Below are 22,132 nucleotides of genomic sequence, written 5' to 3'. Positions count from 1 at the left end.
TCCCCGTGCGGGTTTGTACGTAAGCCCGCGCGCGAGGTGCTGTGGTGCGCCAATCTTTAGCGATAACCGACAAAAAGACTGTCCGCGGTCAGCGCCGGTCGACCAGTGCGTGCGCGATCGTGCCCAGGTCCACGTATTCGAGTTCGCTGCCGGCCGGCACGCCGCGCGCCAGCCGCGTCACCTGCAGGCCACGGCTTTTGAGCGCCTCGCCAATCACGTGCGCCGTGGCCTCGCCCTCCGCCGTGAAGTTGGTCGCCAGGATCACCTCCTGCACCACGCCGTCGGTGGCGCGCGCAAAGAGTTTTTGCAGGCCAATGTCTTTCGGGCCAATCCCGTCGAGCGGACTGAGCTTGCCCATCAGCACAAAGTACAGGCCCTTGTAGGCCGCCGTGCGCTCCAGCGCCGACTGGTCGGCGGGCGTCTCGACCACGCACAGCTTGCTGTGGTCGCGCCGCTCGTCCAGGCAGGTGCTGCAAATCGCGCTCTCGGTAAAGGTGTGGCACAGCTCGCAATGCTTGATGTTGTCCGCCGCCTGTGCCAGCGCGCGCGCCAGCATCCGCGCGCCTTCGCGGTCGTGCTGCAGCAGATGAAACGCCATGCGCTGCGCCGACTTGATGCCCACGCCCGGCAGGCGGCGCAGCGCCTGCACCAGCGCGTCGAGAGAACTGCTACCAGCCATGGGCCAGCTCAGGCGTGCAGCAGCGCATCAGAACGGAAACTTCATGCCCCCGGGAAGGCCGGGCATGCCGGCGGTGAGCTTGCCCAGCTTCTCCTGCGAGGTTTCCTCGGCCTTGCGCACGGCCGCGTTGAAGGCCGCGGCCACCAGGTCTTCGAGCATGTCCTTGTCGTCGGCCAGCAGGCTGGGGTCGATGGTGATGCGCTTGACATCGTGCTTGCAGGTCATGGTGACCTTGACCAGGCCGGCGCCCGACTCGGCGGTGACTTCAATGAACGCCAGTTCGTCCTGGGCCTTTTTCAGGTTGTCCTGCATGGCCTGGGCCTGCTTCATGAGGCCGGCCAGTTGTCCTTTGTTGAACATGTGTTTTCCTTGCGAGTAAATGGCTGTTGGGGTGGGTCAAATGGGCTTGATGCTGCCAGGCACGATTTTCGCGCCAAAGTCGCGCATCATGGATTGCACCAGGGGGTCGGCCAGGATAATTTCTTCGGCGGCGCGCTGCTTCTCGAGTGCGGCGGCCGCGTTGCGCCGGGCCGGGCTGTCGCTGACCGCGCCGACTTCCACACTGATCGTCGCCACGTGCCCTGCGGCGCTCAGGGCGGTGCGCAAGCGCTCGCGGCTGGTGGGCTGGTTCAGCGATTCGCGCTCGACGCGCAGCATCCAGTGGTCGCCGTCACGCGCTACCAGTTGCGACTGCAGGGCCAGCTCGCGCACCATCGCTGCAATGGCCTCCTCCGCGATCAATTGCTGCACGGTGGCGTGCCAGAAGTCACCCTCGGGCGTGGCCGTGAAGCTGGCCGATGCCGCACGGGCGCCTGCATGGGCTTCCTGGCGCTGCTGCATGCGCTCGCCGGGCTCGGCCTGCACGCGCACCGGGACTGCTACGACTTTCGTAGCGGACTGCGCAGGTACAACAAGGGCTTGCACCGGTTTTGATGCAGATACCGGAGGCTCCACCACGGGCAGCACGTAGCCGGGCGGCTGGACGGGCGCGGGCGCAGTGGCAGGCGCCATATCAGACGTTACGTCAGGCGTTGCGACAGGTGCCGCGACAGGCGCGCTCGGCACGATCGCCCTGGTCACGGGCTGCGCCGCCGACGGCACTCCCGTTGGGGCATCAATCAGAGTTTTTTTTTCAGCCGGCGCGCTTGACGCCGGCTTGAACGCCAGCAACCGCAGCAGCACCATGGTCAGCGCGGCGTATTCGTCTGGCGCCAGGCCCAGTTCGGCGCGGCCGTGCAGGCACATGCTGTAGAGCAGCTGCGTCTCGTCGGCCGGCATCAGCGCGGCCAGGCGGGCGGCCTCGTGCGCGTCGGGGTCGCTCGCGTCAAACGACTCATCCGCCAGGCCGGGCACGGCCTGAATCACCGCCATGCGCTGCAGCAGCATGCTCATCTCTTCCAGCGTGGAGGCCGCGCTCAGGCCGTGCAGGCGCAAGGCCTCGCAGGTTTCCACCACGGTCTTGCCGTCGCCCAGCGCCAGCGCCTCGATCAGGCGCAGCACGTAGCTGCGGTCCACGCTGCCCAGCATCAGGCGCACGGTGGCTTCCTCGAGCTTGCCGCTGCCAAAGGCAATCGCCTGGTCGGTCAGCGACAGCGCATCGCGCATGGAGCCGCGCGCGGCCCGCGCCAGCAGGCGCAGCGCCGGCGCGTCGGCCGGCACGCCCTCGGCCGCAAGCACATGGCCCAGGTGCTCCTGCACCGTCTCGGGCGCCATCGGGCGCAGGTTGAACTGCAGGCAGCGCGACAGCACCGTGACCGGCACCTTCTGCGGGTCGGTGGTGGCCAGCACGAACTTGAGGTACTCGGGCGGCTCCTCCAGCGTCTTGAGCATCGCGTTGAACGCGTGCCCGGTGAGCATGTGCACCTCGTCGATCATGAAGACCTTGAAGCGGCCCTGCACCGGCTTGTACACGGCCTGCTCCAGCAGCGTCTGCACCTCGTCCACGCCGCGGTTCGAGGCGGCGTCGAGCTCGGTGTAATCGACAAACCGGCCGCTATCAATATCAGTGCACGCCTGGCAGACGCCACAAGGGCTGGCGGTGATTCCGCCATTGCCGTCCGGGCCCAGGCAGTTGAGCGACTTGGCCAGAATCCGCGACACCGTGGTCTTGCCCACGCCGCGCGTGCCGGTGAACAGGTAGGCATGGTGCAGCCGCTGCGTGGTCAGCGCGTTCGTCAGTGCCTGCACCACATGCGCCTGCCCTACCAGTTCGGTGAAGGTCTTGGGGCGGTACTTGCGGGCGAGCACGAGGTAGGACATGCTTTGATTCTACGGTGCCGCGCAGCCCGGCTTTCCCGCGCCTTCACATTCGTTGACTGTGATCGCAGGGGCCAAAACTCGCGCCCCGGACCCCCAGCATGGCAGCCTTTCGACAACGCTATAGCGCCCCCAGCATCGGCCTGCACTGGGTCATGCTGGTGCTGATCGTCGCGGCGTATCTGTGCATGGACATCACCGATTTCTTCCCGCGCGGCAGCGAAATCCGCAACACCATCCGAAGCGTGCATTTCTCGCTGGACCTGACGGTCCTTGCGCTGCTCTGGCTGCGCCTGCGCGCGCGGCAAACCCATTCCGTACTTTGGCCTGACGGCGCTGCCCGCGCTGCTCGGCGAGAACAAGGCGCTCGCCAAGCAGCTCAAGGACATCCATGGAACCGGGGCCGCCATCGGCTACTTCCTGATCGGCCTGCATGCGGCCGCGGCCCTGTTTCATCATTACGTCAAACGCGACACCACCTTGCGACGCATGTTGCTGCTCAAGAGCTGACCGCTGCCCGTCGCGCCGCCGGCGATCGCCTACAATGGATGCTGACGGGCCTTCCCGCATGGTGAAGCGGCCAACCGGGTCAGGTGGGGAACCAAGCAGCCCTAACTGTGGAGCCAGTGCCGGGGTCAAGGCTCGTCACCTTATTCAAAAAAAAGCAGCCGAGGCTGCTTTTTTTCATGAGTCGGAACGCCTCAGAACTTGTAGCCCACTGCGACCGTGTAGCTGTTCGGGTCCAGCCGCATATCCAGCGTTTGCCCGGTGGACAGCGTGCCTGTCGTCTTCAGGAATGTCTTGGTGTAGGACGCGTCCAGATACCATTTCTCGTTCAGGTTGTACGTCAGCCCCAGCTGGATCGTCGGCGCCCACTTGGACTGGAATGAGATGGTCGTGGCCGCGCCACCGGGGTTGGTCAGTCCGGTCAGCACGGCCGTGCCGTTGGTGTCGTAGAACCTGGCATAGGTCACGCCGACGCCCGCGTATGGCCGGAATGTCGCGTCGGGCGCCAGGAAGCGGTACTGCGCGATCAGCGTGATTGGTATCACCTTGGTGGTGGCCAGCGTGCCGGCGCCGGCGATGGCGCCCGCACCCGACACATCATGCTTGAAACCGAACCCCAGCGGCACGCTCAGCGCCACGTTGTCGGTCAGCATGTAGTTGACGGCGCCGGTGAACTCCGTATCACTGTTCACCGTGGCCCGGCTATTGGGCAGGCTGGGCGCGGTCAGGTTGCCGCTGCTCACGGAGGGCGCCAGGTTGGTGGCGCCGATCTGCGCGCTGAAGGAGCCCGCTTTTTGCGCAAAGGCACCACCGGATGCCGCCAGCGCGACAGTGAGTGCCATAAGCTGAAACTTTGTCTTCATGGATTGTGTCCTGTCTGGTTTTTGTTGTGCTTATTGCCAGCCCGCCGCGAGCAGCTTGAGCGTGACGTACTTCGCCAGGAGCTGGTAGCCGTAAGGCGTCGGATGGACGGTGTCGGCATACTGGTAATGGCTGGTGTCGCCAGGAATGGTGCTGGCGGCTGTGCAGGCAAGGGAGCTGCCCGCCAACGGGTTTGCCGGCGATGTCGTGCTGCAGGCCGGCGTGGTCACGTTGGTGAGGCTGTACTGAGCCGGGTGGGCCGTCTGGTCCTGCCCCTGGGTGTAAGCGTCTACAACGAGGACGCCAGGCACCCCCGCCAGGTCCGTCTGCAAGGTGGAGTTGAAGGCCGTGATCATGGATGTGCCCAGGGATTTGGTCGGCGCGTCAAAAGTGTCCCCGAACGGCGTCTGCGTCACGTCAGGCAGATTCACCACCAACACGTGCGTGGCCCCTTTGGCCAGTACCAGCGTCTTGATGTCGGTGGCCAGCTCGGTCGCCGCCTGCGCCATGCCCGCGACCGCCGCGTTGGCCGCCGCATTCGCGGCCGCAGCGCCACCCGCGAACACCGCGGTTTGCACGGCGGGGGACCAGCCCGCGAATTGGGCCGCGGCCGCAGCCCCGTTACCGCCAGCTGCGGCGGCGGAGACGCCGTTCAGGTTCATGAAAAAGTCGTTGCCACCGGCCATCACGGCGACCAGTTCCTTGCCGCTGTAGCTGCCGCCCACATTGCTCAGATGGGTGTTCATTTGCGTCACGACGGGCACGGCCATCAGGCCCAGGCCGGCTGCACTTGCGGCGGCCTGCGTGGCGGCGGGGTCACCCGCAGCCCCGCCATAAGCCTGGTACACCGCCTGCTGGACCGCGAGGCTGCTCGGGCTGAAATTGCTGGTCACGCGCGCGCTGCCCTGGGCGTAATTGCGGCAGTCCGGAAAGTTTTGAACTGGCGCCCCTACGAAACCCGCAAACAGCACAGACGGCAGGCCGGTCTGAGCCGGGCACGGCGTGGGCAGGTCGTATTGCGCGGCTATCAGCTCGGTCCAGTTCTTGGCGGTAGGCGAATTGACCGTCCATTTGCCGCCGCCCACGGCGGCAATGGTGCCGACCTTGTAGGTGCCGATATCGCTCAGGCTGTCGCCAAAAACGACCATCTGCGTAAAGCCGGTGCTGTTGCTCCCCGCAACACCTCCGCCGCCCCCGCCGCAGCTGGCCAGGATGACTGCCGCACTCACGGCTGCTAAAGCCTGCGTCCATCGTTTCATAGCTTTCCTCCGATGAAAATAGAACGGTCGTTCGCTTTCTCAACAACCATCCTACGTCGCCTGACGATGACAACAGCCGAGGGAAAACACGGAGGAACGTGTGGCGCGGCAGAACTTTACCTGGCGCTTGTGCCAGATGGCGTGGCGGGAAGCCTGCGCGGCGTGCGCTTGCGGCGCACCGGCGCCCTGCCCTCTACAGGCTATTCACGAACGCAATCATCCGCTGGCGCTGCGCCGCGTCGGGCAGGCGCCCGCGCATGGCGCCCAGGTTATCCATCATGTGCGCCGGGTCGGAAGTACCGGGAATGACCGCCGTGACCCGCTCGTCGGCGAGCAAAAACTTGAGGAAGAATTGCGCCCAGCTGCCGGCAAAATCCTGCGCCCAATCGGGAACCGCCTTGCCGCGCACCGCGCGGAACAGGCGGGCTCGGCCGAATGGCAGGGCCGTCAGCACGCCGGCCCGCACTTCGGCCGCGAGCGGCAGGATGCGCTCTTCCGCCAGACGGTTGTCGAGCGAATAGTCGACCTGCACAAAGTCCGGCTTCTCGCGCCCCAGCACCGCCTCGAGCGCCGCAAAGTCGCCGTGGTAGGTGGACGTGATGCCGATGTAGCGGCACAGGCCCCGCGCCTTCCAGGCTTTGAATTGCGCCAGGGATTGCCGCGCATCGCGCACGTTGTGCAGCTGCAGCAGATCGACCTTTGCCATCTTGAGCCGCGCCAGCGAGCGCTGGAGCTCCGCGGCGTCCGGTGCCTCCAGCTTGGTGGCCACGAAGATCTTGCCCTGCAAGGTCGCGCCCGCGATGACCTTGCCGAGCACGCTCTCGGCGTCGCCATAGGTCGACGCGGTGTCGATCAGCCGCCCGCCCGCATCGACCAGCGCCTGCACCACCTGCGCTGCCGCGCGCCGGGTCGGCTCGTCGTCGCTGTTGAACACACTGGCCGTGCCCAGACCCACCACGGGCAGGCGCTCGCCCGTGCCTGGGATGGCGCGGGTGGTGAGGGGTGGCGCCGCGCTGGTTTGCGCCAGCGCGACCTGCGGCAGCAAGGGTGCAGCCGCGAGCGCAGAAAATTCGCGGCGGGTGATGCGGGGCATGCGGTTCACGTGGTTCATGGTCATTCTCCTGGCGCCGGCACGGCCACCCGGGCCGCGCGGCGCTCCTGCGTTCGTCCCAGCGCCGCCGACAGCACCAGCCAGCCAGCCACCACGGGCAGCGCACACAGCGCGATGGCACCGATCTTCAAGCCCAGCGCCTGCACGCTGTCGAACACCCAGCCGTACAGCGCGTCGGAGCCCCGGTAGATCACCACGTCGATCAGGTTCTTCGCCTTGTATTTTTCCTCGCGCCCCAGCACGGTAAAAAACACCTGGCGCGCCGGATTGGCGATGGCGAAGTTCATCCAGCGCTGCACCACCTGCAGCACCAGCACGACGATGAGACCCGGTGTCAAAGCCAGCGCCGCAAAGCCGACGATGTACACCGCCGGCAGTGCACCAGCCGCCACACCGGTGCCAAAACGCTTGAGCAGCTGCCCGGTGGCGAAGACCTGCGTCGCCAGCGTCAGGAGTCCGACCGCCAGGTCGATGCTGGCGAAGATGCGCGTCTGCGCGCCAGCGCCATGGACCGCCGCGGCCACCACATGGGCCTGTATCAGGTACAGGGTGGTGGCACCAAACGACAGCAGGCTTACCCAGGCGCCAACGCCGAGCAGGTAGGGGGAACGCATCAGCTCGGGCAGCGCGGCGAAGGCACTGCCGCCGATACGCGGTTCGCTGCGCTGGCGGCCTTGCGGTACCCCCACGCTGCGCTCGAGCCGGTGCGCGCAGAACACCGCAAGCTCCAGAAACACGATCGCGGCAATCAGCAGGTTGGCCGGCCCGAGCGGCACCGACAGCACGATGGTGATCAAAGGCCCCAGCAGCCCGCCGGCCGTGCCGCCTGCGCCGATGAAGCCGAACAGGCGCTTGCCCTGCTCGCTCGTGAACAGGTCGGCCATGAACGACCAGAACACCGCCACGGCAAACAGGTTGAACACGCTGACCCACACAAAAAACACGCGCGCCACCAGCACCGGCGCGATGCCCAGCGTCAGCAACAGCCAGAACACCGCGAGGTTGACGACAAAGAAGTGATACACGACCGGGATGAAGCGCGCGCGCGGCAGCCGCGCCACCAGTGCGCCGTACAGCGGCTGCGCCGCGAGCAGCGTCACGAAGGTCGCGGTGAACAGCCACGGCAGCGTCCTGACCCCGCCGGCGATGCCCATCTGGTCGCGCAGCGGCCGCAGCACGTAGTAGCCCGCCAGCAGTGCGAAAAAATAGGCAAAGGACCACAGCGCCGCCGCGAGTTCCGCAGGGGTGGCCGGCACCGCCCGCCGCAGCCAGCGCTGGAACCCGATCATGGCGGCAGCGACAGTTTTTGCCTGAGTTCGGCCGCGCTCACCGACTGGCCGTAGCCTGGCCCGCCGCGCTGGAAGCGGCTTGCATCCGCCAGCTTGCCGACCACCACCGGCTCGAAGCCGGCATCGCGCACCAGTCCCGCGGCAACCAGCACCGCCGAGGCATCGTCGCCAGCGATCGGGATCGCCATCTTCGGGTCGGGGCGGTTCGCCTCGCGCGCGAGGATCATGTACGACATGGTGTTGAAGGCGCGCACCAGCCGCGTACCGGGCAGGTATTTCTGCGAGGTGACGCCGATGCCGTTGCGCTCCACCTCGTCGGCGATGGCGCCGTCGCGCGCGCCCACGGCATTGCAGGCATCGAGCACGATCTTGCCCGCGAGCGCGTCGGCGTTGTCCCGGCCGATCTGCGGCAGCGCCTCGTAGGGCACGGCAATGAGGAGCGCGTCACCGAAGGCGATCGCCTGGGCCACCGTGCCGGCGCGCGCCAGAGGACCAAGCCCCGCCACCAGTCCCTTGAGTTCGTCGGGACGGCGCGAAGAGAACAGCACCGGATGGCCGGCCTTGACCCACAAGCCGCCGACGGTGCCCCCGATATGACCCGAGCCGATGACGCCAACGCGCAGCCTGGTGCCGCTGGCAGCACCCGCCGCCTGCGCGAGGGCTTGCCGCCCTTGCAGCGCGCCGCCAACGGCCAGGGCGCCGCCCGTGATGAGCAAGCCGCGGCGGCGGCGGTCGAGGGGCTCTTGCACAGGCATAAAAACCTCCTGGGGATGACTGCAGAACGGGTCGCGCCAGTCGTGGTTATACGGGACACAATCCAGTTGTTCAACACAACCTCAACCTGTCCCGACGCAACGAAACCGGCTACGCCTGCCAGACGCCGTAGCCCGCCTCGCGCAGCGCAATGCCCAGCTCCACCTCCATGTCGCGCGCACCCTCGTAAGGCATCGGGTTGTAGGCGGCGTACAGCGCGGGCAGCAGGCGCAGGCCGTACTTGAAGGCGAACACGTTGGACTGGATGCCCGCCTTGTGCTTGTCAAAGCGCACGTCCGGGTCCAGCCCCGTCATGCCCACGTAGACGAACGGCTTGCCAAGCTGATAGTCGGGGTTGGCCCGGCGGAACCGCCCCACGTTCCACACCTCGTCCGACAGTTCGATCACGTAGACGTGGTAGTGGTGGCTGCGTGGCGTGCGCCTGGCGCGCGGCTTGGCTGCAGCCTTCCTGGCGCCAGCTGGCGGACTTTGGGTCTTGCGCGACGCGGTGGACATGGAGATATTTTGGCTCGAGACTGCGCGACACCGAGTTTGCTACAAAATAAATAGCTAGATGCGTATATCTGTCATTGGATTGGGGCCGATTCATCTCATCTTTTACGGACAACCAAGCGGCGCCATCCGACGGCACGATCTCACGAACGCGACACCCGGAACTCTCACACGTGATATTTTTCAGACACGAAAGTGTCGGAGATTTTTACGGCCACCGGACACAACATTCAAAACTATATTGATATATAAAGATAATTGTTTATGGCACAAATATTGCTCATTCCAGACCAAAAGCGTGATCCCGTTCTAGCGCTTGGGATGGGAGGTTGCCTGTGTTTGTGCCTGTATGTCGGCGGCCCCTGCTGAAGAGGTGGTTTAAGGTAATAACGCAAGCTATGGACCCGATACCGTCTACCAGATCGACGTAACCACCCGGGCCGTTACGGCCAATTACGTTGTGTCTTCCGGGTAACGGGCGAGGTGTCGTAGCAGTTGGAGACACCATGTCCACGACCAACGCCGGCTCCAACAAAGCCTGTCTGTACAGACCAGCCGGCACACTGCCCAAGACGATCAACCTCGCTAATTGCGCCGGAAATTTCGATGATCTCGAATACGTTGCTGCCGGCGGGCATCGCTTTTGATCGCTCAAAAAGCAGATGAAAGCGGTAAAGATATGAAAATCAAACCAATTTCAAAAGTAATTGGCATGTTGATTATCGCAGGTGCCATTGGGTGGACTGTCGGAATGCTCAGCAAAGTTCCAGCGGAACCTGAGACGCGTCCGCAGGTGAAAGCAGCCCCCATTCATTCAATTCCAATTCAGGAACCAACGCCAGTTCAAGCAGAGCCGGAACCTTCGGACCCCGGCCTTAGCGCCGTGTTGCGCGCCGGCAAGAAATAAATGAAAGGCCAGCAAATGAAAAAAACATTCGCTCTTCTCGCCATCATCGCCGCATTTTCTGCAGGTGCTCAAACTATCGGAATTTCTTCTGGACAGCCAACCGGAACATATTATGCGATAACCAATGACATCATAAAGGTCTGCTCCAAGCCGAATGCCAGGATCATCAACGTACCCTCGGATGGCTCGCTCGACAATATCTTCAAGATTTATGGCGACAAGACCACGCAGTACGGCATTGTCCAAACCGACGCGCTTGTCTATGAGCAAGGTATTGATCCGAAGATGATGAGCCGAATCATGATGGTGTTTCCGTTTTACTCGGAGGAATTTCACCTTCTCGTGAAAGACGACTCATCCATAAACAGCATCGATGAACTCGCGGGGAAAAGAGTCGTTGAGGGCGTCGAAGGCTCTGGCAACTGGGTTACCGCGCAGGTGATTAAAAAAGTGACCGGTATCAAGTGGATTCCTGTCGCTGGAATGACGCAACAGCAAGGCTATGACGCGGTAGTAAACGGGACAGCTGATGCTGAGCTGGTCGTTGCAGGAAAACCCGTTAGCATGATCACGAAATCCCATGGCATCAAGCTCGTACCCATCTCAAATCCTGCACTTGATTCATTCGGTCTCTATACGAAGACCATGATTCCATCTGGCACCTATGCGTTCCAGAAATCTTCAATTCGGACCTACAAGGTTGACAGCATTCTGGCGACCTTTGCTTTCAAGAATCAGTACCAAAAAGAAATTGGCGACCTGGTTTCATGCATCGCGGGAAATGTCGGCATGATGCAAACGGCGCCAGGGTTCCACGTGAAGTGGCGTGAGGTCGATCCTCTTGGTCGAATAGATAAAATCAGCTGGCCCGCCCACCCTGCCGCGACAGCCGCCATCAAGCGCGAGATGTCCAGGGGCGTTCGTCGCCGACATGACGATCGGGGCCGGAAGATCCAGTAGCGATGGGATACTCGCCGGGTCTGTCCGCCATCGTGATGGCTGCCACCCTCGCTGGCTGCGCTACCCCTGGTGTCCATCAGGGCACCGGGCAGGCCGCGACCGTGATCGCGTCGTTTGTCTACCGCTGCGAAAGTGGCCGAATCATCGAGGCGGCCTATCGCGCCGATGGCACGGCTGCCGTGCGGTATGCGGAGCAGACGCATCTGATGCATGTGGCCGTGTCCGGCAGCGGTGCGCGCTATGTCGGCGATGGCCTGGAGTGGTGGACCAAGGGCACCGGCGCCGGCGCACCAGGCACGCTGCTGCGCCATAGTGCCGATGACACCACGGGCGCCGTGATCGAGAGCTGCGTCCAGAAGCAAGGGCGCTCACCATGATGCGCAAGGTCAAAATGCGGGAGTACCGCCACTATGAACAAGCGACTTAAGCTCACACCGCCAACGCCAAAGGAAGATGCGGTCATCACGGCCGCAGCCTTTAGCGATCCGGACAACCCGCCACTCAACGACCAGCAACTGGCCGAGTTACGCCCCATGCGCGGACGCCCGCGACTGGCAAGCCCCAAGGTTGCGCTCACCATGCGCGTGGATGGCGAGGTCATGGATGCGCTCAAGAGCAGCGGGCCGGGTTGGCAAACACGCGTGAACAGCCTGCTGCGCGATGCGTTGGCTCTGAAGCGGGGAAGTATTTGACTGCTTCAGCACCGTTCTCAAAGCTTTTGGGGTGTCTGTTCCAGACCTGTTCGGTTCCCCAAAGCGGTCGGTTCTGAGAACTGGGAAGTGGAATTTTGAGGAGCCCACTTTTATCGGCTTTATATCTAAAATCGTACGATGTTTCGCAGTTCCCTTACGATTTTGTCTGGGTACCCTGCAATACTGTCATGAAATTGGAGGGTCTTATGCAACGGTTCACATTGATCGCAATCGTGCTGGCTGCGGTGGCAGGGTGCGCGGCGAATCCTCCCATTACGGAACTTGGCCCGGATACTTACTTGCTCACCCGGATCGACAAGGGAGGGGTGTTCGGGAATGCCGCGGCAATGAAGGCAGACGTCATCCGGGAAGCAAGTCAGTTCGCGGCTCAGCGCGGCAAAGTTGCGGTCCCTGTCCGCGTCTCTGAGACGCCGCTGAGGCCTTGCCCTGCTTGCTTCGCCTCCATTGAGTACCAATTTCGGGTGGTCAACCATGATGATCCAGAGGTCCGTCGAGGCCAACTCACGCCTGACGTTCCGAAGACGGAAATTACGATCAGGAATCAGACCACGCCGGCTCCCGCGGCGGCGGTCGTCAGCGAGCATCCCACCCGCGATACATATACGGAATTGCTAAAGCTGGACGACCTTAGAAAGCGGGGCGTACTTACGGAGGCCGAGTTCACGGCGGAAAAGACTAGGCTGCTTCAGTCAAGGTAGTGAAACAGCCCATTTGAGCGCTGCTACGAGTTGTGCAGGTAGCTCAGAACAGCGACCACAGCGGAAATACCTGCGACCATCGCCGCAAAACATGCTGCAGCCGCGGACCACTTTGCCGCTGAAGCCACGACCCGGTTTCTGCGCAGCTCAAGAAGGTGCAGGGCGGCCCACTTACGCTGCGATCCCGCCGTCTCGGTCGTGAAATCGAACAACTCACGATCAGTTAATTTTTCGAGTCCCCGGTATTCGTCCTCATTCATAGCAGTCCTTGTGATGATTGGATAGCGGGTCGCGAGAAAACTCAAGGCGCATCCGACATTTGACCTTCGGCTGTATCACTGGAGCTTCTCTTCCCCAGCTCAAGTAACACGGGAGCTGTAAATAGAAGGAATCCAAATAGTAGTTCATCCCTCTTCACGCCCCACCCAACGTAAGACCCCCTGCCCCGCCCACCGCCCACTCGCAAAACAGGCCGTCATCAAATAACCGCCGGTAGGCGCCTCCCAATCCAGCATTTCGCCGGCGCAGAACACACCGGGCAATTGCTTCAACATCAAGTGCTCATCCAGCGCCTCGAACGGCACGCCGCCCGCGGTGCTGATGGCTTCAATGATCGGCCGGGCGGCGACCAGACGGATTGGCAGGGCCTTGATGGCCTCTGCCAACCGGGCGGGCTGCGCCAGCTCGTTCTTGTCGAGCAATTCGTGCAGGATGCTGGCCTTGATGCCGTCCAGGCCGAGGCGACTTTTCAGGTGGCTGGAGAGCGTGCGCGAGCCGCGCGGATGCGCGACCTCGGCCAGCACGCGCTCGGGCGTTTTGTCGGGCAGCAGGTCCAGGTGGAAGGTGGCGCTGCCGTGCGCCGCGATCTCGTCGCGCAGCAGGCTGGATGCCGCATACACCAGGCTGCCCTCCACACCCGTGGCGGTGGCGACGAATTCGCCGCGGCGGCTGAAGCTGCGGCCCTGCGAGTCGGTGAAGGCAATGGCCACCGATTTGAAGGGCTGACCCGCGAAGCGGGTTTTGAAATGGTCCGTCCATCCGGTGCGCCCGGCACTGCCCACGTCGAAGCCGCAGTTGGCGGGCTGCAAGGGCGCGATATTGATGCCGCGCGCACCGAGCAAACCCGCCCACGCGCCGTCCGAGCCCAGGCGCGCCCAGCTGGCGCCGCCCAGCGCGAGCACGACGGCGTCGGCCTGCACGCGCACCGGGTTCGGGTCCTGCGGCGTGGCAAAGGTCAAGGCGCCTGGATCGCCCTGCTCGCTCCAGCCGGTCCAGCGATGCCGCATATGGAACTGCACGCCCGCCGCCCGCAGCCGGTGCAGCCAGGCGCGCAGCAGCGGCGCGGCTTTCAGGTCCTTCGGGAAGACGCGACCCGAGGTGCCGACGAAAGTCTCAACGCCGAGCGCCTTGGCCCAGTCGCGCAGTTCGGCGGCGCCGAAGATTTTTAACAACGGCTCGATCTGCGGCTGGCGTGCTCCATAGCGCGTAACAAATATTTCGGGCGGCTCGGAATGCGTCAGGTTCAGCCCGCCCTTGCCGGCCAGCAAAAACTTGCGGCCCACCGAGGGCATCGCGTCAAACACATGCACCTCGACGCCCGCGCCCGCCAATACTTCGGCAGCCATCAAACCGGCCGGGCCGCCGCCCACCACCACTGCTTTTTTCATTCAATCCAACCTTGTAATTTCCCTGAGTGTGCCTTGTGCGGTCATGAAGGCGGCCTTGACCGTGGCATCGGGGTAGATGGCCTGCACGGCGGCGCGGTAGGTTTGCAGCTGCGCCACCTTATCGGTCCGGCGCTGCGGCTCGGCCGCCGACTTGTAGTCGAGCACCCACCACTCGGGCACGTCCTTGCGGCGCACCAGGCGGTCGAGCCGCAGGCTGGCGCCCTCATGGGACAGCGCCACTTCGTTGCTGTGCCAGGCGACCGCCTCGGGGCTCCAGGCCCAGGCGCCCTCGCCGCGCAGGATGCGCTGCGCCATCTCCAGCGCCTGCTGCGCCTGCGCCGCGTCCAGGCCGAACTCACGCGCCACCGATTGCACCTGCGCGCCGGGGCACGCGGTGGCGCCGAGCGGCGCCCATTCGAGCAGGCGGTGCATGGCCTGCCCGATCAGGGATTCGGGCGAGGACGCTTGAGTGCCAGCGCCATCTGCTTCCGTTTTGATAGCTGACTGTGCAGGTGGCACAAGGGCTGGTGGCAGAATTGGCAACAAATACGGCGCCGCGCCGGGCGCCTGGAGCGCGTCGGGTGGGGCCGCGGCGGCGCCGTTGACGGGCGTCGCCAGCGCCTGCAGCCGCTGCCACCAGCTGCCGGCGTTCGCGTTTTTGGGCTCCAGTGACGACAGCACGAGCCGCTGCTTGGCGCGCGTCATGGCCACGTACAGGCCGTTGAGTTCCTCGCGCGCCCGGGCCGTTTTCTCAAGCTGCAGTGCGGCCATGGCGCTCGGCGGCGGGCTGGTTTCGCTCGCGAGGAACATGAAGCTCTGCGGCGCGGCCGCCTCGCCCGGCCAGTCCACCACCACGCCCATGGTCTGCGCGGCGGGCTCGGCGGCGTCGGTGTCGAGCAGCAGCACCAGCGGCGCTTCCAGCCCCTTGGCGCCGTGCACGGTGAGCAGGCGCACGGCGTTGGCGTCGGCCATGGCGGGCGCCTTCACGCCGCCGGCCTTCAGGGCGCGCACCAGCGCGTACGGCGTGGCGTAGCGGGCGCCGCCTCCCAGATCGAGCGCGGCCGACAGCACGGCGCGCAGATTCGCCAGCACGCTGCCCTGCAGCGCGGCCGGCGTGGCGGCGCAAAAGCGCGCGAGCACGTCGCCATCGGCGTAGATGCGGTCCAGCGCATCGTGCGGCGGCAGGCTGTCGAGCCAGCCCTTCCATTGCATCAAAACGGTCGCAAGTCCTTGTCCATTGGGCGCTTTCAGCTCTGTTTTTGATAGCAGATCGAACCACGCGCTGGTCTGCCGCGCATCAGACCCGTCAGGCGCATCGGCCCGGCTTTGCCGCTGCAGCATGGCGATCTGCACCAGCTCGGCATCGCTGACGCCAAACAGCGGCGACTTGAGCGCCTGCGCCAGTGACAGGTCGTGCGAGGGCGACACCAGTGCGTCGAGCAGCGCCACGATGTCGCGCACCTCGGGCGCTTCGCCCAAGTCGGTCTTTTCGGGCTGCTGGCTGGGGATATGAAGCGTGCGCAGTTCCTCCTGCATCACCGCGAGCCGGTCGCGCTTGCGCGCCAGCACCATGATGTGCTGCGGCTGCAGGCCGCCGCGCAGTTGCTGCGCAAGCCAGTGCGCGGCCTGGCGGCACTCGAGCGTGCGCAGGGTCTCCTCGGGCAGTTCGCGCGGCGTGGTGAGGCTGTCGCGCCACGCCAGGCCGTCGTCGTCTTGCGCCGTTGACTCCTCCCGGCCCGGTCGCGGGATCTGCGGCAGCTTGAGCACCGCACCCACCTCGTTCGATGCGGTGCTGTGCGCCCGAAAGCCCAGGTACTCGCCCGCGTCCTGCGCCGCGGTCATCACCTGGTTGACGGTGGCAATGACCTCGGGTGCATTGCGCCGCGTGTGGTCGCAGCTCAGCAGGTCGCCTTTCAATCCATCCACCACAAACGCCTGCGCGGCCAGAAACACCTGCGGCTCGGCGCGCCGGAAGCGGTAGATGCTCTGCTTCGGGTCGCCCACGATGAAGACGCTGGGCGCGTGGCCGCCGGCGCCCGCGTAGCCGCTGAGCCAACTGCTGAGCGCCTGCCATTGCAGCGGATTCGTGTCCTGGAATTCGTCGATCAGCAGATGCTTGATGCGCGCGTCGAGACGCTCCTGCACCCAGCCGCTGAGCAGCGGGCTGGAGAGCATGACCAGCGCGGCGCGCTCCACATCGTTCATGTCGATCCAGCCGCGCTCGCGCTTGAGGGCAGCGAATTCTGCGCTGAGCACGCGCATCAGGCGCGCCATGCGCTGCTGGTGCAGCCAGGCGTCGTGCTGCGTGCGCGCCTGCGCCACGCGCAGCAGCAGCTCCTGCGCGGCGCGCACCTGCTCGATGCCAGCCACTTTTTCGCTGAACTTGCGCGGCTCGCCTTTCTGCGTCAGCAGGGCCGCGGCGGCCGCCTGCATGTCACCTGCCGTGATGGCCTGCTCCAGCTCCGCGCCCTTGGCCGAGAAGGTCGGCGCGCTGGCGCGGCCCAACGCCTGCGCGGCGGCCTGCAACTGCTGCCGGTGCGCGGGCTGGGCCAGCAAATCTTCCGGCTCCTGCAGGCCGGCAAACCCGGCCAGCAGCGCATCGAAGCGCGGGACGGATCGCTCCACCACGCCCTGCGCATCGGCCAGCGCAAACTCCACGCGCTTGGCCAGCGCCGCGCTCAGGGCCTTTTCGGTCTGGAAACGGCCATGCTCGGCCACCGCCGCAAAGTAGTCCTGCCGCACCTCGGGCGACTTCGTCAGGGCCGCGTAAAAGCGGCGCCAGACCTCGCCGACCGCCTGCGCGTCGTCCTCCAGCAATTCGTAGTTGGCGGGCAGGCCGAGCGACTGCAGCACGGCCAGCGGCGCGGTGCCAAGCAAGGCAGCGAACCAGCTGTGGAAGGTGCGGACCTGCACCGGCCGGCCGCTGGCCAGCAGGTTGGCGTACAGATTTTTTAGCGCCAGGGCGCTGCTGCGGGCTTCGGCCGGGCTGACGCCGCGCTGCAGCAGTTCTTTTTCCAGCTGCCCGGGCGTTGCGCGCGCGAATCCGGCCAGCCACTCGTTGAGGCGCTGGCGCATTTCGCCGGCGGCCTTCTTGGTGAAGGTGATGGCGAGGATTTCGTGCGGCCGCACGCGTGTCTGGTCGCCGTCCTGTGCGCCATCGAGCAGCGCCCGCACGATGCGCGACACCAGCATCCAGGTCTTGCCGGCGCCGGCGCAGGCTTCCACCGCCACGCTGCGGCGCGGGTCGCAGGCGATGGCGTAGAACGCCGCGCTGGAGACGCGCCGGCCGTTGTGTTCGTAGGCCAGATCAGCAGGCAATTCCGTACTCATGCGGCGTCCCAGAAGTCTTTGCGGCACAGGCCGCGCGCGGCGCAGAAGTCGCAGGCCGAACCTTCGCCCAGCGCAGGCAGCGCGGCGGCCTCGCGGATGCGCTGCATGTCGTGCAGGATGCCGGCGATCAGCGCGTCGCGCACCTGCACCACGGCGGGCTGCTCGACCGCGGTGGTCGCGCCCTTCTCGCCCACGTTGAGGTAGGCGGCGCGCAGCGTGTCGTGCGGCTGCAGCGCGGCATAGAACGCCAGCTGGGTGTCCTCGGTGGGCTGCCGGACGCGATCGCGCGTCTTGGCCAGGGCCTCGGTCTTGTAGTCGATCAGCAGGACCGCGTCGTCCGCGTCCTGGTCGATGCGGTCGATCTGGCCGATCAGCGTGAGCGGGCCCAGCGGCTGCTCCTGCCAGACTTCAGCCTGCTCGAAACGGGCGCCGCTGGCTTCGTGTTTGACCAGCCAGTCAAGGTAACCGTCCCGCACCTGCGGCCACGCGGCGGCGAACGGCAGGAACTCGTCTTCGCCGAGGTGCATGGCTTGGGTCACTTCTTCGGCTGCTGCATTAATCATAGCTACACGCGCAGGCAGGTCATAGGCTGGAGCCGCTTTTAATGCTTCATGAAAGGTTTTGAGCACCGCATGCAGCCACAGGCCGAAGTCGCGCTTGTCAACTTCGCCCTCGAGCTCGTCGGCCTCCTTCAGGCCAAGCTGGCGCAGCGCAAAAAAGCGGTACGGGCAGCGCCGCAGATCCTCATAGGCGCTGGCCGACAGACGCTGCACCGGCAAGGCCGGCGCCATCGGCTGCGGCTTTGGGGCGGGCTGCGACGACACGGCGCGGTGCTCGCGCGGGTCCATGGCCGTGGGCGCAAGCCCCTCCAGCAGCAGTTCCTGCACCAGCGGGCTGGGCAGCAGCGGCTCGCCCGTGTCGTCGCTGTGGCGCCACAGCACGTCGCAGTGCGGCGTCTGCAGCACATCGCGCCAGGCGGCGCGCACGGCCTGCGCCAGCGCCTCACGCGTGGGCAGGGCGAGCGCTGCGCGCTGCGCGGCGGTCCATGGCCCCGGCGGCTCGGGCGAGACCGCCAGGCGCACCTCGTCGCAGCCCGGCAGCACCACCGCGGCAAAGGGACGCGCCAGCAGTTGGGACATGGGCAGAATCACCACCTGCTCGTCGCCTGCCAGGCTGGTGTGCGACGGCACAAACTTGGCGGCCTCCAGCGCGTCGTTGACCCAGGCCGTGAATTGCGCCAGATCCAGCCGCCGCGTGGCCCAGGCCGTGGGAGCCAGCGACTGTTCGAACGCGCCCTGCTCCGCCGGACTCAGGCGCAGCACGGCCAGCAGCTTGTCGCCGGCCGCGTCGCCGGCCAGCAAGTCCCACTGCCCGCTGGCCTGCAGGAGCGCATGCAGGCCCTGCAGCCACTGCACCAGGGGTCGCGCGCGCTGCAGGGTTTGCAGCAGGCGGTTGACTTCAAGGGTCAGCGCCGTCAACGCCGCGAGCCCGGGTTGCGACGGGTTGGCTAGAGGATCGGGCGCACTCCACGCCCGCCAGGCCTGCACGCCAGCGCGCCGCAGCGATTTTTCGAGGAGCAGGACCGGGTCCTGCGCAAAGGCCGGAGCGTTCTTCAGCCAGTCCAGCACGGCGTCGCTGCTGGCGTCCCAGCGGCAGGCCCGCAGCGCGCCCATCACATGGGCGGCCGCGCGCGTGGTCGAGAGCGTCCAGCCGTTCTCGTCGCGGATCGCGATGCCCTGCGTGTCCAGCATGGCGCGCACGCGGCGCGTCAGTACGCGGTCGGTGGCGGCCAGCGCCACCGGCGTGCGCCCGGCCTCGACGTGGCGCAGCACGCAGGCGGCCGCGCGCTGGGCTTCGTCCTCGAGGTCACGCGCCGCATGCAGCGCGATGCTGCCGCGGGCTGCCTGCGCCGGTAGCGCGGTGGAGCACGCCTTGTCGCCCATCTGCGCCTGCAGCGCCTGCGCCAGCGGCTCGGCCTGAAAGCCCTCCAGCACGACCAGGCAATCCAGCCCGGCGCCGCCAGCGGCATCGGCAGTCACCGCCGCGAACAGCGCATCGGTGGCGTAGCTGGAGGCCGCGGCCCATTCCAGCGCCACGCGGGCCACGGCCGACTCCAGCGCCAGCACCGGGGCGTCCAGCCCCGAGGCCACCACGGCGCGCGCGCGGGCCACCCAGGCCGGCCGTTGCACCGGCGCAACGGCGGCGACCAGTGCGGCCAGCTGCTGCGCGGACTCGACCAGCCGGCCCGCCAGGGCGTCGCGCTGCGCGCCCAGCCCAGCGCGCTCCAGCAGGGTTTGCGCGGTGAGCCCGTCGCGCGCCGCATCGAACGTGATGTCGTCCGGCCCGGGCATGAAGCCTGTCATGCTGCGGGCCCAGTTGCGGGTGGTTTCAAAGCGCGGCGCGAAGCCGCCTTGCATCACTTGCGACCAGAGTGTTTGCGCCAGCGGCATGAGCTGCGCGTAGGGCAGCAGGACCACGGTCTGCACCGGGTGCAGCGCCGGTTGCGCCGTGCAGTGCTCGATCGCCGCGGCGATTCTGGCGATCAGCCCGTCTTGCGGATCGAGCCACAGCGCGCGCACCGGATGCCCTGGCGCCAGCGCGGATTCATGGCTTTTTGCTATCACGTTCATAGAGTCCGCGTCCCCGGTCATTTTGCTTGCTTTCTGTCACAATGCCTCCACTTTAGCGGTACATCCCATCCAACAAGGAACACGCCATGGCCAGCGAACTGATCAAACATATCTCCGATGCCACTTTTGAAGCCGAGGTCCTGCAATCCGACAAGCCGGTGCTGGTGGACTACTGGGCCGAATGGTGCGGCCCCTGCAAGATGCTGGCGCCGATCCTGGACGAAGTGTCCGCGGCCTATGAAGGCAAGCTGCAGATCGCCAAGATGAACGTGGATGAAAACCGCGACATTCCGGCCAAATTCGGCATCCGCGGCATCCCCACGCTGATGGTGTTCAAGGGCGGCCAACTCGCCGCCACCAAGGTCGGCGCCATGAGCAAGGCGCAGATGACGGCCTTTATCGATCAGCAACTCGCCTGAGTCTTTTCCCCGGCAGCCCCGGCACCGCGCTTGGGGCTGCTATCGTTTTTCCTGTCATAATCTCCCCAGTTCACCAATTCGCACACCCACGCGGCTTGGTTCGAGTTCCCGGTTTGTGAGGCACACCCAGCCTCCTTTCAAATCCCCCTATTTTTGTCAAATACTCCTGAACGGAGTCCCCCCATGCACTTAAACGAACTCAAGGCACTGCACGTGTCTGAAGTCCTCAAACAGGCTGAAGAGCTGGAGATTGAGAACACCGGCCGCATGCGCAAGCAGGAACTGATGTTTGCCATCATCAAGAAGCGCGCGCGCGCCGGCGAGCAGGTGATTGCCGACGGCGTGCTCGAGATCCTGCCCGACGGCTTTGGCTTCTTGCGCAGCCCGGACACCAGCTACACCGCCAGCACCGACGACATCTACATCAGCCCGAGCCAGGTGCGCCGCTTCAATCTGCACACCGGCGACATGATCGAAGGCGAAGTGCGTACACCGAAAGACGGCGAGCGCTACTTTGCCCTGAACAAGCTCGACAAGGTGAACGGGGGCGGCCCCGAAGAGAACAAGCACAAGGTCATGTTCGAAGCCCTGACGCCGCTGTTCCCGAAGGAGCAGATGAAGCTCGAGCGCGACATCAAGGGCGAAGAAAACATCACCGGGCGCATCATCGACATCATCGCCCCGATCGGGCGCGGCCAGCGCGCGCTGATCGTGGCGCCGCCCAAGAGCGGCAAGACCGTGATGATGCAGCACATCGCCCACGCGATCGCGGCCAACTACCCGGACGTGCACATGATGGTGCTGCTGGTCGATGAGCGCCCCGAGGAAGTGACCGAGATGCAGCGTTCGGTCAAGGGCGAGGTGATCGCCTCGACCTTCGACGAGCCGGCCGCGCGCCACGTGCACGTGGCCGAAATGGTGATCGAGCGCGCCAAGCGCCTGGTCGAACTCAAAAAAGACGTGGTCATCCTGCTCGACTCGATCACCCGGCTGGCGCGCGCCTACAACAACGTGGTGCCGTCCAGCGGCAAGGTACTGTCAGGCGGCGTCGACTCCAACGCACTGCAGCGGCCCAAGCGCTTTTTTGGCGCGGCCCGCAATGTGGAAGAAGGCGGCTCGCTGACCATCATCGCCACGGCGCTGGTGGATACCGGCAGCCGCATGGACGAGGTGATTTTTGAGGAGTTCAAGGGCACCGGCAACTCCGAACTGCACCTGGACCGGCGCCTGTACGAAAAGCGCGTGTTCCCCGCGATCCAGCTCAATCGCAGCGGCACGCGCCGCGAAGAATTGCTGCTGGCCCCCGAAATCCTGCAAAAAACCCGCATTCTTCGCCAATTCCTGTTCAACATGGACGAGATCGAGTCGATGGAGCTCATGCTCAAGAACATGAAGGCCACCAAATCCAATGTCGATTTCTTCGACATGATGCGCCGCGGCGGCTGAAGCAGCGCGGCCCGCGATGGGCCGGCGGATCCGGATTTCATGCGATAATTTAAGGCTAACGCGAAAAGTACCTGGTTTTTATATTGCGCAAGGGGTTTGCGCGAGGCACCGGGCGGCTGTCGCAACTGAAAAGG

22 protein-coding genes, 1 other RNA gene and 1 pseudogene are annotated in these 22,132 nt (G+C 65.3%); 11 read left to right on the top strand and 13 right to left on the bottom strand.

All coding sequences use genetic code 11. The features are described 5' to 3' along the window. Window positions 1–88: 88 nt before the first annotated feature. From recR to dnaX, 3 genes are read right to left on the bottom strand one after another with little or no spacing between them, the layout of a single operon-like run. Window positions 89–679, bottom strand: coding sequence for a recombination mediator RecR (gene recR / locus EUB48_RS09600; RefSeq protein WP_142818657.1), 591 nt, complete (start codon window positions 677–679; stop codon window positions 89–91). 27 nt (window positions 680–706) lie between these two features. Next, window positions 707–1,039, bottom strand: a complete 333-nt coding sequence (locus EUB48_RS09595; RefSeq protein ID WP_077562021.1) for a YbaB/EbfC family nucleoid-associated protein — start codon at window positions 1,037–1,039, stop codon at window positions 707–709. Window positions 1,040–1,075: 36 nt separating this feature from the next. Next, the gene (gene dnaX / locus EUB48_RS09590; RefSeq protein ID WP_142818656.1) at window positions 1,076–2,938 is read right to left on the bottom strand and encodes a DNA polymerase III subunit gamma/tau; all 1,863 of its coding nucleotides are present in this window, start codon (window positions 2,936–2,938) and stop codon (window positions 1,076–1,078) included. Between the two features lie 98 nt (window positions 2,939–3,036). Between dnaX and EUB48_RS22025 the strand changes: the two are divergent. From EUB48_RS22025 to ffs, 3 genes and pseudogenes are all read left to right on the top strand, one after another. Continuing rightward, a pseudogene (locus EUB48_RS22025) lies at window positions 3,037–3,270 on the top strand (cytochrome b/b6 domain-containing protein); the annotation flags it as partial. Then, window positions 3,209–3,445: a cytochrome b gene (locus EUB48_RS21965; RefSeq protein WP_338052440.1), complete on the top strand. Its 237-nt coding sequence runs from the start codon at window positions 3,209–3,211 to the stop codon at window positions 3,443–3,445. The pseudogene EUB48_RS22025 and the gene EUB48_RS21965, both read left to right, overlap by 62 nt. A gap of 43 nt (window positions 3,446–3,488) precedes the next feature. Then, window positions 3,489–3,585: signal recognition particle sRNA small type (ffs, locus tag EUB48_RS09580), an RNA gene on the top strand. 51 nt (window positions 3,586–3,636) lie between these two features. On the opposite strand, the gene EUB48_RS09575 is transcribed toward ffs, so the two are convergent. From EUB48_RS09575 to EUB48_RS09550, 6 genes are all read right to left on the bottom strand, one after another. Continuing rightward, entirely contained in the window at window positions 3,637–4,305 is a 669-nt protein-coding gene (locus EUB48_RS09575) for an OmpW/AlkL family protein (RefSeq protein ID WP_142818655.1), read from the bottom strand. A 30-nt stretch (window positions 4,306–4,335) separates the two neighbouring features. Beyond that, a complete protein-coding gene (locus EUB48_RS09570) occupies window positions 4,336–5,562 on the bottom strand; it encodes an SGNH/GDSL hydrolase family protein (protein ID WP_142818654.1) in 1,227 nt (408 codons plus the stop codon). Between the two features lie 193 nt (window positions 5,563–5,755). Further along, window positions 5,756–6,673, bottom strand: a complete 918-nt coding sequence (locus EUB48_RS09565) for an aldo/keto reductase (RefSeq protein WP_168226727.1) — start codon at window positions 6,671–6,673, stop codon at window positions 5,756–5,758. 2 nt (window positions 6,674–6,675) lie between these two features. After that, the gene (locus EUB48_RS09560) at window positions 6,676–7,962 is read right to left on the bottom strand and encodes an NTP/NDP exchange transporter (RefSeq protein WP_210411723.1); all 1,287 of its coding nucleotides are present in this window, start codon (window positions 7,960–7,962) and stop codon (window positions 6,676–6,678) included. Continuing rightward, entirely contained in the window at window positions 7,959–8,717 is a 759-nt protein-coding gene (locus EUB48_RS09555) for an NADPH-dependent F420 reductase (RefSeq protein ID WP_142818652.1), read from the bottom strand. Before EUB48_RS09555 ends, EUB48_RS09560 begins: the two co-directional genes overlap by 4 nt. Before the next feature lie 109 nt (window positions 8,718–8,826). Further along, window positions 8,827–9,231 (bottom strand): hypothetical protein, encoded by a 405-nt coding sequence (locus tag EUB48_RS09550; RefSeq protein WP_244618386.1) that lies wholly within the window; start codon window positions 9,229–9,231, stop codon window positions 8,827–8,829. Between the two features lie 503 nt (window positions 9,232–9,734). On the opposite strand from EUB48_RS09550, the gene EUB48_RS21345 reads away from it, so the two are divergent. The 6 genes from EUB48_RS21345 to EUB48_RS09525 all read left to right on the top strand — a co-directional run bounded on the left by EUB48_RS21345 (window position 9,735) and on the right by EUB48_RS09525 (window position 12,506). After that, window positions 9,735–9,875, top strand: coding sequence for a hypothetical protein (locus EUB48_RS21345; RefSeq protein WP_168226726.1), 141 nt, complete (start codon window positions 9,735–9,737; stop codon window positions 9,873–9,875). Continuing rightward, the gene (locus EUB48_RS09545) at window positions 9,872–10,135 is read left to right on the top strand and encodes a hypothetical protein (RefSeq protein WP_142818651.1); all 264 of its coding nucleotides are present in this window, start codon (window positions 9,872–9,874) and stop codon (window positions 10,133–10,135) included. Before EUB48_RS21345 ends, EUB48_RS09545 begins: the two co-directional genes overlap by 4 nt. Next, a complete protein-coding gene (locus tag EUB48_RS09540; RefSeq protein ID WP_142818650.1) occupies window positions 10,136–11,095 on the top strand; it encodes a TAXI family TRAP transporter solute-binding subunit in 960 nt (319 codons plus the stop codon). A 2-nt stretch (window positions 11,096–11,097) separates the two neighbouring features. Then, window positions 11,098–11,472, top strand: coding sequence for an MliC family protein (locus EUB48_RS09535; protein WP_210411722.1), 375 nt, complete (start codon window positions 11,098–11,100; stop codon window positions 11,470–11,472). A 33-nt stretch (window positions 11,473–11,505) separates the two neighbouring features. Continuing rightward, entirely contained in the window at window positions 11,506–11,787 is a 282-nt protein-coding gene (locus tag EUB48_RS09530) for a BrnA antitoxin family protein (RefSeq protein ID WP_142818649.1), read from the top strand. 206 nt (window positions 11,788–11,993) lie between these two features. Further along, entirely contained in the window at window positions 11,994–12,506 is a 513-nt protein-coding gene (locus EUB48_RS09525) for an SHOCT domain-containing protein (protein WP_210411721.1), read from the top strand. 23 nt (window positions 12,507–12,529) lie between these two features. Here EUB48_RS09525 and EUB48_RS09520 read toward each other — a convergent pair whose 3' ends face one another. From EUB48_RS09520 to EUB48_RS09505, 4 genes are all read right to left on the bottom strand, one after another. After that, window positions 12,530–12,766 (bottom strand): hypothetical protein, encoded by a 237-nt coding sequence (locus EUB48_RS09520; protein WP_142818648.1) that lies wholly within the window; start codon window positions 12,764–12,766, stop codon window positions 12,530–12,532. A 144-nt stretch (window positions 12,767–12,910) separates the two neighbouring features. Continuing rightward, window positions 12,911–14,173, bottom strand: coding sequence for a TIGR03862 family flavoprotein (locus EUB48_RS09515; protein ID WP_142818647.1), 1,263 nt, complete (start codon window positions 14,171–14,173; stop codon window positions 12,911–12,913). Then, window positions 14,174–17,503, bottom strand: coding sequence for a UvrD-helicase domain-containing protein (locus EUB48_RS09510; protein WP_142818646.1), 3,330 nt, complete (start codon window positions 17,501–17,503; stop codon window positions 14,174–14,176). Next, a complete protein-coding gene (locus tag EUB48_RS09505) occupies window positions 17,500–20,133 on the bottom strand; it encodes a PD-(D/E)XK nuclease family protein (protein WP_210411720.1) in 2,634 nt (877 codons plus the stop codon). The genes EUB48_RS09510 and EUB48_RS09505 overlap by 4 nt, the downstream gene beginning before the upstream one ends. An 86-nt stretch (window positions 20,134–20,219) precedes the next feature. Here EUB48_RS09505 and trxA point away from each other — a divergent pair, with 86 nt between their 5' ends. After that, window positions 20,220–20,552: a thioredoxin TrxA gene (gene trxA, locus EUB48_RS09500; RefSeq protein WP_142818645.1), complete on the top strand. Its 333-nt coding sequence runs from the start codon at window positions 20,220–20,222 to the stop codon at window positions 20,550–20,552. A 183-nt stretch (window positions 20,553–20,735) separates the two neighbouring features. Further along, the gene (rho, locus tag EUB48_RS09495; RefSeq protein WP_077562843.1) at window positions 20,736–21,998 is read left to right on the top strand and encodes a transcription termination factor Rho; all 1,263 of its coding nucleotides are present in this window, start codon (window positions 20,736–20,738) and stop codon (window positions 21,996–21,998) included. Window positions 21,999–22,132 lie beyond the last annotated feature (134 nt).

Source organism: Rhodoferax sediminis (assembly GCF_006970865.1).
GTDB classification, from domain to species: domain Bacteria; phylum Pseudomonadota; class Gammaproteobacteria; order Burkholderiales; family Burkholderiaceae_C; genus Rhodoferax_A; species Rhodoferax_A sediminis.
Note: the sequence above shows the minus strand (reverse complement) of the source record. Positions and strands in the feature narration are given on the sequence as shown.

Coding starts and splice junctions, on each gene's coding strand:
- EUB48_RS09530 (WP_142818649.1), top strand. CDS start 11,506: ATGAACAAGCGACTTAAGCTCACACCGCCAACGCCAAAGGAAGATGCG.
- EUB48_RS09535 (WP_210411722.1), top strand. CDS start 11,098: ATGGGATACTCGCCGGGTCTGTCCGCCATCGTGATGGCTGCCACCCTC.
- dnaX (WP_142818656.1), bottom strand. CDS start 2,938: ATGTCCTACCTCGTGCTCGCCCGCAAGTACCGCCCCAAGACCTTCACC.
- EUB48_RS09565 (WP_168226727.1), bottom strand. CDS start 6,673: ATGAACCACGTGAACCGCATGCCCCGCATCACCCGCCGCGAATTTTCT.
- trxA (WP_142818645.1), top strand. CDS start 20,220: ATGGCCAGCGAACTGATCAAACATATCTCCGATGCCACTTTTGAAGCC.
- EUB48_RS09595 (WP_077562021.1), bottom strand. CDS start 1,039: ATGTTCAACAAAGGACAACTGGCCGGCCTCATGAAGCAGGCCCAGGCC.
- EUB48_RS09560 (WP_210411723.1), bottom strand. CDS start 7,962: ATGATCGGGTTCCAGCGCTGGCTGCGGCGGGCGGTGCCGGCCACCCCT.
- EUB48_RS21345 (WP_168226726.1), top strand. CDS start 9,735: ATGTCCACGACCAACGCCGGCTCCAACAAAGCCTGTCTGTACAGACCA.
- EUB48_RS09570 (WP_142818654.1), bottom strand. CDS start 5,562: ATGAAACGATGGACGCAGGCTTTAGCAGCCGTGAGTGCGGCAGTCATC.
- recR (WP_142818657.1), bottom strand. CDS start 679: ATGGCTGGTAGCAGTTCTCTCGACGCGCTGGTGCAGGCGCTGCGCCGC.
- EUB48_RS09510 (WP_142818646.1), bottom strand. CDS start 17,503: ATGAGTACGGAATTGCCTGCTGATCTGGCCTACGAACACAACGGCCGG.
- EUB48_RS09525 (WP_210411721.1), top strand. CDS start 11,994: ATGCAACGGTTCACATTGATCGCAATCGTGCTGGCTGCGGTGGCAGGG.
- EUB48_RS09505 (WP_210411720.1), bottom strand. CDS start 20,133: ATGAACGTGATAGCAAAAAGCCATGAATCCGCGCTGGCGCCAGGGCAT.
- EUB48_RS09575 (WP_142818655.1), bottom strand. CDS start 4,305: ATGAAGACAAAGTTTCAGCTTATGGCACTCACTGTCGCGCTGGCGGCA.
- EUB48_RS09520 (WP_142818648.1), bottom strand. CDS start 12,766: ATGAATGAGGACGAATACCGGGGACTCGAAAAATTAACTGATCGTGAG.
- EUB48_RS09515 (WP_142818647.1), bottom strand. CDS start 14,173: ATGAAAAAAGCAGTGGTGGTGGGCGGCGGCCCGGCCGGTTTGATGGCT.
- rho (WP_077562843.1), top strand. CDS start 20,736: ATGCACTTAAACGAACTCAAGGCACTGCACGTGTCTGAAGTCCTCAAA.
- EUB48_RS09550 (WP_244618386.1), bottom strand. CDS start 9,231: ATGTCCACCGCGTCGCGCAAGACCCAAAGTCCGCCAGCTGGCGCCAGG.
- EUB48_RS09540 (WP_142818650.1), top strand. CDS start 10,136: ATGAAAGGCCAGCAAATGAAAAAAACATTCGCTCTTCTCGCCATCATC.
- EUB48_RS09555 (WP_142818652.1), bottom strand. CDS start 8,717: ATGCCTGTGCAAGAGCCCCTCGACCGCCGCCGCCGCGGCTTGCTCATC.